The following is a 13,676-nucleotide window of genomic DNA, read 5'->3' as shown; positions in this document are numbered from 1 at the left end:
CCCACCCTCATTCTACGATCGGCGCATATGCGCTTCGTCGCATGTGACGCTGCGGGCGAAGTCAGGGGTGGGCCGGCACAGCTTCGGACCTCGTGACGGACAGGCCGGTCTCCGGAGTCACGCCGCGGCGCGTCGGCCACGGCATCCGAAGTCGTGCTCGGCGGCGAAGAGGTCAGGGAGCCGGCGGAAGTGGTGTGACGGCCAGAGCGGGGCCGGCGGATGCCTGCGGGCGGAGGCGTCCGCCCGTGGCGGCGAACCAGCAGCCCACGATGATGAGCGGGAATCCGAGGAGCAGTCCCGGGGCCAGGGGCTCGGCGAGGACGATCGCACCGAGGATGATCGCCACGACCGGGTTGACGTAGGTGAACAGCGGCGCACGAACAGGGCCGACCTCACGAATGAGCGCGAAGAAGGCCAGGAAGGCGACAGCGGTGCAGATGACGGCCAGCGCCAGGAGCGCGAAGATCGAGGGAAGCGTGGGCACCTCGTGCTGCGTGAGCAGACCGATGGGCAGATAGATCACGCCGATCATGAGCAGGGACAGCGTGATGGTGCCGAGCGAGGGGACGTCGTTCAGCTTGCGCGCGACGATGAAGGGCGCGATCGCATAAAGGATGGCGACCAGCAGCACCTCGCCGGCCGCGAGCAGACTGACCTCGCCGCCGAAGAGTCCTGGGCCGGCGACGACGATCGCGACGCCGATGAAGCCCACGAGAAGACCGATCCCGCGCGCCGGGCGCAGGACGCCCCGGTCTCCTCCGCCCAGGGCGATGAGGGCGGCGAACAGCGGCACGGTGGCGACGAGCAGACCGGTCATGCCGGAGGGCAGGGTCATCTCGGCGTGACCGAGCAGCACGAACGGGCCGGCCATCTCGACGAGCCCGAAGGCGAGGACCCAGGGCCAGTGCTTCCACGCCGCTCTCAGCGCACCGCCTCGGAGAGCGAACGGCAGCAGCAGCAGGGCCGCGATGAGAGTGCGCCCAGCGACGATGGCGGGAGGCGAGAGCGACTCGACCGCGATGCTGATGAACAGGTAGGGCACACCCCACAGCAGCGCCATGGCCCCGAAGAGCAGCCAGCCGCGTCGTGTGAAGCCGCCCTGGGTGCTCACAGCACGCGCCGGCCCTCGAATGCGCGGCCGAGGGTGACCTCGTCGGCGTACTCGAGGTCGCCGCCGACCGGAAGGCCGGAAGCGAGGCGGGACACCGTGATCTGCATGGTGGTGAGCAGGCGGCTGAGATAGCTGGCCGTCGCCTCACCCTCGAGGTTGGGGTTGGTCGCGAGGATGACCTCTTGCACCGTGGCATCGGCGAGACGAGTCATCAGCTGCGCGATGCGCAGGTCGTCCGGCCCGATGCCGGCGATCGGGCTGATCGCACCACCGAGCACGTGGTAGAGGCCACGGAACTCGCGGGTGCGTTCGATCGCGGCGACGTCCTTCGCGTCTTCGACCACGCAGATGAGGGCGGTATTGCGTCGGGGATCGCGGCAGATCGCACAGCGATCCTGCTCTGAGACGTTGCCGCAGATCTCGCAGAAACGCACCCGCACCCGCACCTCGACGAGAAGCTCGGCGAGCCGCGCGACGTCGAACGTCGGCGTCTGCAGGATGTGGAATGCGATGCGCTGCGCGGACTTGGGGCCGATTCCGGGGAGCCGGCCGAACTCGTCGATCAGCTCCTGGACGATTCCGTCATACATCAGGAGAACCTCGTCGGGGGCTCGTAGGGCTCTTCGCGAACGAACGTCGCGCCGAGCACCTGGCGGATCACGGCCTCACCGTAGCGCTGGACTCCCCCGGCGGGGGTGCGCTCGGTGATCACCGGGGCTGCTGCGGCCGAAGCCACTCTGCGCACCGGGGCTGCCTGCACGGGCGTCTGCCCCGCGGATGCGGAGGGAGACGCCGACTGCGCGCGGGCGGCCGCCGGTGCGGCCTGCGATGTGGGCGCAGGCTCGTAAGACGGGTCGTAGGGCGGCTCGTCGTCGAAATAGGGCGGCTCGTCGTCGAGGGGAGGCGGCGGCTCGTCTCCTCCGGAGGGCCGATCTTCGCCGGGGGGCGTCGGTGTCGCCATCGGCGCTGAGGCAGGAGCGGCCTGCACGGTCGTCGCCGCGGCGGGTGCCGGAACTGCCACCGGCACGGGCACAGCGACCTCGGATGCCGGGATCGACGCGACCGCCCATTCGGTCACCGGAGCGGCGGATGCACCGTGTGCCTGAGGTGGCGACGTCCGAGCAGCGGGCGTCTCAGCGCGCTGTACGTCAGCAGAAGAAGTCTGCGGAGGCGAGGGCTGAGCGCGCTGTGAACCCGCTGACGCAGGCTCCGATGCGGGCGCGTCATCTGTCGGGCGCGCCGCCGAGGGCGACGAGGGCTGGCGAGGCGCACCACCCGCGGGCATCGGCGCAGGCAGGTACTTGACGCGCACACCGAGTTCCTGCTCGATGGCTCCACGCAGATGGTCGGACGGACCGGAACCCGGCGTCGTCCCCTTGAACTTCGCCACGTCGTGCTGGCTGGCGAAGCCGAGGGTGAGCACCTCGGTCTCTGTGACGAACGCGAGTGGCTGCACGGCGGTGGCCAGCAGCCACGACGTGCGGCTGACGCTCTCGAGTCGCTTGAGCACGGCCGGCCAGGCGGCGGTGATCTGCTCGAACGCGACCGGCCCCGACGGCGGGGCGGTCTCGGCGGTCGGTGCGGCCGGCGGCGTCGATGTCGCGTCACCCGATGCCGCGGGCTCGGCGTCCGCGTTCTCGACCACCGCGTTCTCGACCACCGCGGTCTCGGCCACCGTGGTCTCAGCCACGGCGTCCGACCCGACGTCAGCAGACCCGACGTCGGCCGACTCGGCGACGCGCTGGGTCCCGGCAGCGGGCGCACCGGCCGCAGCGGGTTGGACAGCCGCAGCACGGGGAGCGGCAGCGGGCTGAGTCCCCGCAGCAGGAGGAACCGTCGCGCGTGCCGGTGCCGCGGAGGCGCTCTGCGAGGACGGGACAGCGGCGGCCGTCTCCGCTCCCCCTCCTGAGGCGAGCACACGAGCGACCATCAGCTCGAGGTGCAGTCGGGGCGACGTCGCGCCCGACATGTCGTCGAGCGCGGCGCTGACGATGTCGGCCGTGCGCGACAGCCGCGCCGATCCGAAGGAGTCCGCCTGGGTGCGCATGCGAGCGAGCTCGTCGTCGGCGATGCCGCGAAGCACGGAGGATGCCCCGGCACCGACTGCGGCGATCACGATGAGGTCACGCAGGCGTTCGAGCAGGTCGTCGACGAAACGACGGGGGTCCTGGCCGGTCTGCACCACACGGTCGATGGCGGGGAACGCCGCGGCCGCGTCGGCGGCGGCGAGCGCGTCGACGATCTCGTCGAGCAGCGCCGCGTGCGTGTAGCCGAGGAGAGCGACCGCGCGCTCGTAGGCGACGGTCACCGTCTCGGAGCCCGCGGGCGAATCGGACCCGGCGATCAGCTGGTCGAGCAGCGAGAGCGTGTCTCGCGGAGAGCCGCCGCCTGCCCGAACCACCAGGGGCAGCACGCCGCGCTCAGCGACCACGCCCTCTTCACCGCACAGCTTCTCGACGTACTCGAGCATCGCGGCCGGCGGCACCAGACGGAACGGATAGTGGTGCGTGCGCGAGCGGATGGTGCCGAGAACCTTCTCGGGCTCGGTCGTCGCGAAGATGAACTTGACGTGCTCCGGCGGCTCTTCGACGAGCTTCAGGAGAGCGTTGAACCCCTGCGGCGTCACCATGTGCGCCTCGTCGAGGATGAAGATCTTGTAACGGTCGCGGCTGGGAGCGAACGTCGCCCGCTCGCGCAGGTCGCGGGCATCGTCGACGCCGTTGTGGCTGGCCGCATCGATCTCTACGACGTCGAGTGATCCGCCGCCGGCGCGCGACAGCTCGACGCAGCTCGGGCAGGTGCCGCAGGGCACATCGGTCGGCCCCTCCGCGCAGTTGAGGCAGCGGGCGAGGATGCGCGCAGACGTCGTCTTTCCGCATCCACGGGGTCCGGAGAACAGGTAGGCGTGGCCGACACGGTCGCCGCGGAGGGCGGTCATCAGAGGTTCGGTCACCTGGGACTGCCCGATCATCTCGCCGAACGACTCGGGGCGGTAGCGGCGGTAGAGGGCTGTGGTCACCAGAACAGCCTACGGCGTGCCACGGACGTTCCGGCAGCCGGGCGCCGACGATCGTGCGGGTGATCCCCGACGCGCCGCTCAGGCCGCCGACGAGCGGCGAGGAATCAGGAAGACACGGCCTCGAAGACGCCGCCGACGACTTCGACGACCCCACCTGTCGCGTCGACGAGCTCGCCGACCGCGCTCACGAGATGCACGACGCCGCCCACCAGCTCGATCACGTCGATCACGGCCCCCGCCACCTCCATGGCGCCATCGATCCCCTCGGCGACACGCAGCTCCCGCGACTCGGTCTGCAGCACAGCCGTCCACGAGCGTTCGAGGCCGAAGAGCACCGCATAGGGCAGCAGTCGCTCGTTGAGCAGGAACCTCTGGAGTCGTGCGCTCGAGGCCTCAGCAGAGACATCCGCCCTCAGCTCTGCTCCCCCGGCGGATTGCGAGAACCGCAGCGGCTCCGCCTCGGCGAGGGCGATGTACTCGCGCATCCCGGCGAGATGCGCGCGCATCGGCTGCGCGGCCGGGCGGAATCGGCGCCACGGCCGCGGTGCGACCGCGATGGCGGCGATCGCGACGACCAGACCGGCGATCAGCACCACGTAGAGCGCGGCGCCCGGTTCGCTCACCGCCCAGGCGGCGACGAGCAGGAGCAGGCAGACCCCGATCACCAGCACGGCAGCGACGCGGATCAGGAACGTGGCCCACCCGCGTCGTCCCCGGGCGATGAGCCCCGCGGACGCGAGTCGCTTCTCCGTCTCGTCGAGGACTCCGCGCACTCGGCGGTGCAGCGCCCGAGCATCCGAGCTGAACCGTCGCACTCGCCCCGGAGTGTGATCCGGACCGAACAGCGCCTCGAGGACGCTGAGCTCCTCGGGCGTGAACGTCGCGCCGTCGACGATCTCCATGCCGACAGGCGCACGCTTTCGCGACCCGCCCGACTCCGCCGCATCTGCATCGACCAGCAGCCGCACCTTGCGGCGCACGGCCAGGTCGATCAGAGCGGCGGCGACCGCCTTCCGATCCGCATTCAGCAGCAGTGCGTCGTACAGCACGGTCGCGCCCTCTGCGGGCGTGAACCGCGCCCCGGGCGACGCCACGCGCTGCGCGGAGCGCGCACGCTCGACCACGGCGAGCACCAGCAGGAGCAGCGCGGGCGCCAGCCCGAACAGCGCTGCAGTGATCAGCACCCTCAGTCGATCGATTCGATGATGGGGATCGCGGTCGTGATCACCGGGACGGATGCCGACAGGCGCGTGCCGTCTTCACGAAGAGCGTCCGCGAACTGCCGCAGCGACGGGCGGCCGGGGATCAGCGGTCCCTGGTCCGCGAGCGGCACGACGACCTCGCGATCGGTCGTGGCGATGTATGCGACGTCGCGCACCGTGAACGCCACCGGGTCTCCGCTGTCCACGCGGACGCGCAGCTCGTCCGTCGTGAGCGTGATCTGCAATGCGGATCCCTGCCACTGCAGCGGGTACGACAGCGACGGCCAGTCGGCGGGCAGCCGCGGGTCGAAGCTGAGCTCGCCGGCGTAGTCGCGCATGCCGCCGAAGCCGCACACGAGAGCCGTCCACACGCCACCGGCGGAGGCGACGTGCACGCCGTCTGCCGCGTTGTGGTGCAGGTCGTGCAGGTCGACGAACAGCGACTGGCGGAAGTACTGCAGAGCGAGATCCTGGTAGCCGACCTCGGCGGCGAGGATCGACTGCACGACCGCCGACAGCGTCGAGTCACCGGTGGTCAGCGGGTCGTAGTAGTCGAAGTCCGCCTTCTTCTCCTCCGGCGTGAAGTGGTTGCCCTGCAGGAACAGTGCGAGCACGACATCCGCCTGCTTGAGCACCTGGAACCGGTAGATGACGAGCGGGTGGAAGTGCAGCAGCAGCGGGCGCTGCTCCTTCGGCGTGTGGGCCAGATCCCATACCTCGCGCTCGAGGAACAGCGAGTCCTGCGGGTGGATGCCGAGGCGCTCGCTGAACGGGATGAACATCGCGTCGGCGGCGCGCTCCCATCCCTCCGCCTCGCCCTCGGCGAGCCCGGTGCGCTCGATGACCCTGGCGAACTCCTCGCCGTCGGCCTCCTGCGCCTCTCGCACGACCCTCGCCGCGTAGCGCAGGTTGTAGCGTGCCATGACGTTCGTGTAGAGGTTGTCGTTGACCACCGTCGTGTACTCGTCGGGCCCCGTCACACCGTGGATGTGGAAGGTCTCGATGCCGTCGTCGTCCTTCGTGTCGGCGACGAGCCGCGAGGTGCGCCAGAAGCCGAGCGTGGCCCACAGGCGAGCCGTCTCGATGGCGATGTCGATGCCCTCACGGCGCAGGAAGTCCTCGTCGCCGGTCGCACGCACGTACTTGCCGAGCGCGAAGCTGACGTCGGCGTTGATGTGGTACTGAGCGGTGCCGGCCGCGTAGTAGGCCGACGCCTCTTCGCCGTTGATCGTGCGCCAGGGGAACAGCGCGCCCGCCTCATTGAGCTGCGCGGCCCTTCGGCGGGCTGCAGGCAGCATGAGCACTCGCGCCCGAAGCGCGTTGCGTGCCCACTGCGGCGACGTGTAGGTGAGGAACGGGAGCACATAGATCTCGGTGTCCCAGAAGTAGTGGCCGCTGTATCCGGATCCCGAGACGCCCTTCGCAGGCACACCCGTTCCGTCGGCGCGCGCCGACGCCTGAGCGAGCTGCAGGAGGCACCAGCGGGTCGCCTGCTGGATGTCGTCGTGCCCGCCGATCTGCACGTCGCTGCGACCCCAGAAGGCGGCGAGCCACTCGGCTTGCCGGTCGAACTGCGCCTGGACGCCCTCGAAGGCGACGCGGTCGAGCGACCGACGGCAGCGATCGACGAGCTCGCGAGCCGGCACGCCCCGGGAGGTGTGGTAGCTGACGAGCTTGGTGACAGTGATGGGCACTCCGGCCTTCGCCTGCACGCGGAACACGTTCTTCGAGATGTCGGCCTCGATCAGCGTGCGCGACGTGTAGTCGTTCTCGGTCTCGATGATGTGATCGGCGACGACGGCGACCGTCATTCCGGAGTCGGCGACGCTGTACGACAGCGCCGAGCGCAATCCGTCCTGCCAGTACTCGCCGGGCTCGAGCACGCGCTCGGCGATCTTCTCGGCCTTGCGCGGATCGAATCCGCCCTTCGCCTGGTTGGGGGTGCCCGCGTAGACGCCGGCGCCGTCCTGGCGGTTGATCATCTGGCAGCTGACGGTGACGGGGGCGTCGGCGTTCTCGACGACGACCTCGAGACGGAGCACGGCGAGGTGTCGCTCCTCGAAGCTGACGATGCGCTCGTCGCGCATGCGCACACGCTTGCCCGACGGCGTCTCCCACACCACGACGCGCTCGAGCACGCCGGTGCGCATGTCGAGCGTGCGGCGGTACTCGCGCACGTCGGCCTCGTCGAACGAGATCGGCTCGTCGTCGACGTACACGCGCATGACCTTGGCGTCCGGTGCGTTGACGATCGTCTGCCCGACCTCGGCGAAGCCGTAGGCCTGCTCGGCGTGCCGGATCGGCCAGGTCTCGTGCAGACCGTTGATGAAGGTGCCGTGCTCATGGGCGCCACGACCCTCGATGTGGTTGCCCCTGAGCCCGAGGTAGCCGTTGCCGACGGCGAACAGGGTCTCGGCCACTCCGTCTTCGGAGTATCGCGTCTCGATGAGTCGCCAGGGGTCGACGGGGAAGCGGTCGCGGTCGATCATGCGGGGTCCTCGTTGTCGGAGCGGGTGTCCTGGTCGGCGGAGTCTGAATCGGAGCGCGCACCCTCGTCGGCGGCGGCGTCGACGAACACGTCGAGATCGCTGACCACGACGGTGGCACCGGCGGCGCGCAGCGCGTCGGCTCCGGTGCCGCGGTCGACGCCGACGACGACCCCGAACCCGGCGGCGGCCGCGGAGGCCGCTCCTGAGGTGGCATCCTCGACGGCGATGCTGCGGGCCGGATCGACGCCCAGCGCCGCGGCACCGGCGCTGAACATGTCGGCGGCGGGCTTCGAGGCGAGGTTGTCGCGTTCTGCGACGACACCGTCGACCACGACGCGGAAGAACGAGCGGAGGCCGGCGGCGGCGAGCACCTCTTCGGCGTTCTTGGAGCTGGAGACGACGCCGATCGGGATGCCGGCGGCGTGCAGCTTCTCGACGAGCGCCAGCGAGCCGGGGAACGGTGCGATGCCCTCGCCCCGCAGGGACTCGGCGAATGCGGCGTTCTTGCGATTGCCTATGCCGCAGATCGTCTCGGCCTCGGGCGGGTCGTCGACCGCTCCCCAGGGGATCTCGACGTTGCGGCTGCGCAGCAGGCTCGCCACGCCGTCATAGCGCTTCTTGCCGTCGACGTAGTCGAAGTAGTCGGCATCCGAGTACGCCGGCGTGATCCCCCAGCGTTCGAACACGTCGTCGAACACGACCTTCCAGGCGCGCATGTGCACCTCGGCGGTCGGCGTCAGCACCCCGTCGAGGTCGAACAGGACGCCTTCGGCGCGGAGCAGATCGGGCAGAGCTTCGGGCACAGGAGCCTCCAGGAGAAGGACGAGGGGTTGTTCCGGCACCTCTCCGTGCCACTGTGCAAGCGTAGTGCGGCCCGGCGCCGGGCGGTAACCCCCGAGGCGTGTCGATCAGAGCAGGCGAGAGGTCTGTCTCGCGATCTCGAGCTCTTCGTCGGTGGGCACGACGAGCACGGTGACCCGAGAGTCGTCGGTGGAGATCCGTCGGATGCCGCGCTGCCGCGCGGTGTTGCGCCCCTGATCGATCTCGACGCCGGCGAATCCGAGCGTGGCCATCGCCTCTGCGCGCACGACGGCCGCGTTCTCGCCGACCCCCGCGGTGAAGGAGATCACGTCGACACCGCCGAGCTGGGCGATGTACGACCCCGCGTAGGCGCGCAGGCGGTGGATGTAGACGTCGAACGCGAGCGTCGCCGCCGCGTCTCCGGCATCCCTGCCGGCGAGGATGTCGCGCATGTCGCTGTGCCCTGCGAGTCCCTTCAGGCCGCTGCGCGAGTTCAGCAGCACGTCGAGATCGTCGATCGAATATCCGGCTCTCCGCGACAGATGCACCAGAGCCGCGGGGTCGAGGTCTCCCGAGCGGGTTCCCATCACGAGTCCTTCGAGCGGCGTCAGCCCCATCGACGTCTCGACCGATCGTCCACCGTCGATCGCGGTCACCGATGCGCCGTTGCCGAGGTGGAAGACGATCTGCCGCAGTGTGCCGAGGTCGCGTCCGAGGAACGCGGCCGCCGATTCGCTCACGAACTGGTGGCTCGTGCCGTGGAATCCGTATCGACGCACCCGGTGCTCGGCGGCGAGCTCGGCGTCGATCGCGTACGTGTAGGCGGCCGGAGGGAGGGTCTGGTGGAAGGCCGTGTCGAACACGGCGACATGCGGGACGCCGGAGAACACCGCCTTCGCCGCGACGATCCCGGCCAGGTTCGCCGGGTTGTGCAGCGGGGCGAGCACCGAGAGCTCCTCGATCTGCTCCTCGACGTTCCGAGTCACGAGCGTCGGCGCATAGAACCGCGCCCCTCCGTGCACCACGCGGTGACCGACCGCGACCGGAGGATGCTCGTCGAGCAGCGGACCATGCTCGGCGAACTGCTCGAGCATCACCGTGAAGGCCGCGCCGTGATCGGCGACGGGGCGCTCGGAGTCGTATGAGGCGTCGAGCATCGCCACGACCGCATCCGCAGTGGTGTCCGGACGGACCGTGTGCCGGACCGCGCTGAGGTCCTGACCGATCCGCTCGATGAGTCCCGCGGCGAGCTCGTTCTCGTTCTCGATGTCGATCAGGCTGTACTTGAGCGACGAGGACCCGCTGTTGATGACGAGGATCGCGCTCACGCCGTCGCTCCTTCGGACTGCGCCTGGATGGCGGTGATCGCCACGGTGTTGACGATGTCGTCGACCAGCGCACCGCGCGACAGGTCGTTGATCGGCTTGTTGAGCCCCTGCAGCACCGGGCCGATCGCGACGGCGCCCGCCGAGCGCTGCACGGCCTTGTAGGTGTTGTTGCCGGTGTTGAGGTCGGGGAAGACGAAGACGGTCGCGCGGCCGGCCACCGCGGAGTCGGGGAGCTTCGCCTTCGCCACCGCGGCGTCTGCGGCGGCGTCGTACTGGATCGGTCCCTCGACGAGCAGCTCCGGGGCGCGCTCGTGCACGAGGGCGGTGGCCGCGCGGACCTTGTCGACGTCGGCCCCCGATCCCGATTCGCCGGTCGAGTACGACAGCATCGCGATGCGGGGCTCGATGCCGAACTGCTGCGCGGTCGCCGCAGACGAGATCGCGATGTCGGCCAGCTGCTCGCTGGTCGGATCCGGGATCACCGCGCAGTCGCCGTACACGAGCACGCGGTCGGCGAGCGCCATGAGGAAGACGCTCGACACGACGGTGACTCCCGGCTTCGTCTTGATGATCTCGAACGACGGACGGATGGTGTGTGCTGTCGTGTGGGCGGCGCCCGAGACCATGCCGTCGGCGAGCCCGAGGTGCACCATCATCGTTCCGAAGTACGAGACGTCGGTGACGGTGTCGGCCGCCTGTGCCAGCGTGATGCCCTTGTGCGCGCGCAGCCGCGCATACTCCGTCGCGAAGCGCTCGACCATCTCGGGATCGGTCGGGCTGATCACCTGTGCCGCCGAGATGTCGACGCCGAGCTCGACGGCGCGCGCCCGGATCGCCGACTCGTCGCCGAGGATCGTGAGGTCCGCGACCTCGCGCGCCAGCAGAGTGGCGGCCGCGCGGAGGATGCGATCGTCATCGCCCTCCGGCAGCACGATGCGCCGACGGTCGGAGCGTGCGCGCTCGATGAGTCCGTACTCGAACATCAGCGGAGTCACGACGCGCGACTCGGCGAGCCCCAGCTGGGTGGTGAGCTCGGCGATGTCGACGTGGGTCTGGAAGAGCCCCAGCGCGCGATCGTAGCGGCCGCGGGACTCGGGAGAGATGCGACCCCGCGCTCCCATCACGCGCACCGCGGTGTCGTAGGTGCCCAGGTCCGTCGCGATGATCGGCACGGTCGAGGTGAAGCCGTCGAGCAGCTGCACGATCGGCTCGGGAAGAGGGAAAGGGCCGTTGAGGATGATGCCCGCGACCCGCGGGAACGTGCCGGAGGCATCGGCGAGCAGCGTCGCCAGCAGCACCTCGGTGCGGTCGGCGGGGATCACCACCACCGACTCCTCCGTGAGCCGGGGAAGCACGTTGACCATCGACATGCCCGCGACCACGATCGTCAGGGCCTCGCGGCCGAGACGATCAGGGTCGCCCTTGATGAGCCGGCCGTCGACGGCCGCGAGGATGCCGTCGATCGACGGCGCCACCAGCGTACGGTCCTCGGGGATCGCCCAGACGGGCGTGGTCTTCTGCGGACGCAACGCAGCGACGGCCTCCTCGATCCCGTCGAGCTGCTCGGGGTCGGCTCGATTCACGATCACCGCGAACAGCTCGGCGCGCTCGACCTCGAGTTCGGAGAGCGCGAGCGCCCCGATCTGCCCGACCGCGGCGGGAGTGCGGGCGGTGGTGGTTCCCAGCTGCTCTGCCTGACGCTGCTGATCGCGACCGCTCAGCACGAGCAGCACGGGCGCAGCCAGGTTCGCGGCGATCCGGGCGTTGTACCCGAGCTCTGCGGGGCTGGCGACATCGGTGTAGTCGCTGCCGATAATGACCACGGCGTCGCACTGCGCCTCGACGGCCTTGAACCGAGCGACGATCGTCGAGAGCGCCCCGTCGGGATCGTCACGCACATCGTCGTAGGTCACGCCGATGCAGTCCTCGTAGTCGAGGTGCACTCCGTCGTGCGCGAGCAGCAGCTCGAGCACGTCGTCGCGCTCGGCGACCGACCGCGCTATCGGACGGAAGACGCCGACCCGGGGCGTGACGCGCATGAGCGCATCGAGCACACCGAGGGCGATGGTCGACTTGCCTGTATGGCCTTCGGCCGAGGTGATGTATATGCTCTGCGCCACAGCTCCACCCTAGGTGCACGACCTCATGATCTCGCTGGGTTGACAGCCGTGCGAAAACGCTCAGCAGGGCGTGGAGAGAGCGTCGACCACAGCCGTGGCATCCGACGCGTAGCGCGTGTAGTAGGTGGGGTCGACGTTGATCTGCACCCGGTGGATCGCGAGGGACGGATCCATCGACTGCCAGTCGGGCACCCTCGCGAGACGTTCGTAGAACAGCGTTGCGGCGGTCGCCGGGTCCATGCGCTGCTCGGCCGACCCCCACCAGTGCTGCTGCTGGAAGAGTCCGATGCTCGTCGTTCGGCTGCCGTCGGGGTTGGTGAACCCGATCGTCTCCCAGTCTCCGTAGTCGATGTTGTTCAGGCTGCTCTCCCCCATCGCCGTCATCACCCCGAGGATCTGACCGTCGCGACCGAAGCCGAGCGCGGTCGCCGTCTGCATGATGGTCGCGGCATTCTCGAGCTGCTCGCCCTGCCACCCCGCCACGCCCGACTCGGGGAACGTGGTCGGATCGGTGATGCAGATCGCCAGCGGTTTCTCGTGAGCGAGCCCCAGCGGGATCAGCACCGCGGCGAGCGCGACGACGATCACGGCCGCGACGGACAACGCGATGCGACGCAGCAGCTTCGCTCGGCGCATCCGCTGCTGCGCTCCACGACGCGGCGACGCACGACGCGTGCGCGACCTCTGACGGGTCGGCGCCTTCCCTCTCGCCGACTTCCTGGCTGTCGGCTTTCTGCCGACCGGCTTGTTTCCGGTCGGCTTCTTTCCGGCCGGTTTCTTGCGAGTCGCGGCTCCTCGGGTGCTCCTGGTCGTGCTCATGAGCCTCGGGTCGTGGTGCTGCCTCTGCCGACGAACGCGGCGAGGCCGCCGCCGATCGCGCCGAACAGATGCGCCTGCCACGAGATGCCCTCGCGCACGCCGACGACGCCCGCGAGCATGGATCCGCCGTAGAGGCCGATGACGATGAGCGCGACGATCGCGTAGAGAACGCGGTGTGCCACTCGTCCCGGCGCGAAGACCCGCATCACGGTGTATCCGAAGTATCCGAAGACGAGGCCYGACGCCCCGACCGTCAACGCCCCCGGCGCGTTCACGAGCCACGTGCCGAGGCCGCCGATCACGGCGGCGAACGCGGTGACGGTCCAGAACCGGCGTGCGCCCTCGACGGCGACGAGGCAGCCGAGCACGAGAAGCGGCACGGTGTTGCCGATCAGGTGCGCCCAATCCGCATGCAGAAGAGGACCGACGACGATGCCGCCGAGGCCCGAGAGATCCCACGACCGGAGCCCGAAGCCCGTGAAAGAGCCGGGGAGGACCGCGTCGACGAGCTGCACAGCCCACATCAGGGCGACGAGCAGAAGAGGCGCTGCGAAACGACCGAGAGCACTGGAGCGCGGGGAATCGGCGGTGCTGATCACATCTGGCCTTGTCACGTCACGATCCTGTCAGGACTGGCCCGGAGGACGCTGACAAAAAGAAAGTGACTCTCCGCGCACCCAGCAGAGCCCGGTTACCCTTGCTGCGTTTCCGCCCTGGGGGAATTGGCCTGGATGCCGCCACGCGGAGAGCCGTCGACAAGTCTAGCCGATGTCGGCACCCGCTCTTT

10 protein-coding genes and 1 other RNA gene are annotated in these 13,676 nt (G+C 69.6%); all 11 read right to left on the bottom strand.

Translation table 11 applies throughout. The features are described 5' to 3' along the window. Positions 1-172 precede the first annotated feature (172 nt). Positions 173-1,111, bottom strand: a complete 939-nt coding sequence (locus AC04ME_RS09045; RefSeq protein ID WP_475434642.1) for a DMT family transporter — start codon at positions 1,109-1,111, stop codon at positions 173-175. Then, complete coding sequence (gene recR / locus AC04ME_RS09040; RefSeq protein WP_056373698.1) at positions 1,108-1,701, bottom strand: recombination mediator RecR; 594 nt, start codon at positions 1,699-1,701, stop codon at positions 1,108-1,110. The genes AC04ME_RS09045 and recR overlap by 4 nt, the downstream gene beginning before the upstream one ends. Then, the gene (locus AC04ME_RS09035) at positions 1,701-4,130 is read right to left on the bottom strand and encodes a DNA polymerase III subunit gamma and tau (protein ID WP_475434640.1); all 2,430 of its coding nucleotides are present in this window, start codon (positions 4,128-4,130) and stop codon (positions 1,701-1,703) included. The genes recR and AC04ME_RS09035 overlap by 1 nt, the downstream gene beginning before the upstream one ends. A 104-nt stretch (positions 4,131-4,234) precedes the next feature. Next, a complete protein-coding gene (locus tag AC04ME_RS09030; RefSeq protein ID WP_475434638.1) occupies positions 4,235-5,314 on the bottom strand; it encodes a DUF2207 family protein in 1,080 nt (359 codons plus the stop codon). 2 nt (positions 5,315-5,316) lie between these two features. Continuing rightward, positions 5,317-7,821, bottom strand: a complete 2,505-nt coding sequence (locus AC04ME_RS09025; RefSeq protein ID WP_475434636.1) for a glycoside hydrolase family 65 protein — start codon at positions 7,819-7,821, stop codon at positions 5,317-5,319. After that, positions 7,818-8,624 (bottom strand): HAD family hydrolase, encoded by an 807-nt coding sequence (locus AC04ME_RS09020; RefSeq protein ID WP_475434634.1) that lies wholly within the window; start codon positions 8,622-8,624, stop codon positions 7,818-7,820. The genes AC04ME_RS09025 and AC04ME_RS09020 overlap by 4 nt, the downstream gene beginning before the upstream one ends. Before the next feature lie 105 nt (positions 8,625-8,729). Beyond that, positions 8,730-9,950 carry an acetate/propionate family kinase gene (locus tag AC04ME_RS09015; RefSeq protein WP_475434632.1) on the bottom strand — a complete coding sequence of 407 codons (1,221 nt, stop codon included), beginning with the start codon at positions 9,948-9,950 and terminating at the stop codon, positions 8,730-8,732. Further along, positions 9,947-12,070, bottom strand: coding sequence for a phosphate acetyltransferase (gene pta, locus AC04ME_RS09010; RefSeq protein WP_309690437.1), 2,124 nt, complete (start codon positions 12,068-12,070; stop codon positions 9,947-9,949). Before pta ends, AC04ME_RS09015 begins: the two co-directional genes overlap by 4 nt. 60 nt (positions 12,071-12,130) lie before the next feature. Next, the gene (locus tag AC04ME_RS09005) at positions 12,131-12,889 is read right to left on the bottom strand and encodes a hypothetical protein (protein WP_475434630.1); all 759 of its coding nucleotides are present in this window, start codon (positions 12,887-12,889) and stop codon (positions 12,131-12,133) included. Further along, entirely contained in the window at positions 12,886-13,503 is a 618-nt protein-coding gene (locus AC04ME_RS09000) for a rhomboid family intramembrane serine protease (protein ID WP_455905329.1), read from the bottom strand. Before AC04ME_RS09000 ends, AC04ME_RS09005 begins: the two co-directional genes overlap by 4 nt. A 43-nt stretch (positions 13,504-13,546) precedes the next feature. Continuing rightward, positions 13,547-13,643: signal recognition particle sRNA small type (ffs, locus tag AC04ME_RS08995), an RNA gene on the bottom strand. Positions 13,644-13,676: the final 33 nt, after the last annotated feature.

Source organism: Microbacterium sp. LjRoot205, assembly GCF_056175745.1.
This window is presented reverse-complemented; position numbering and strand designations above follow the sequence as displayed.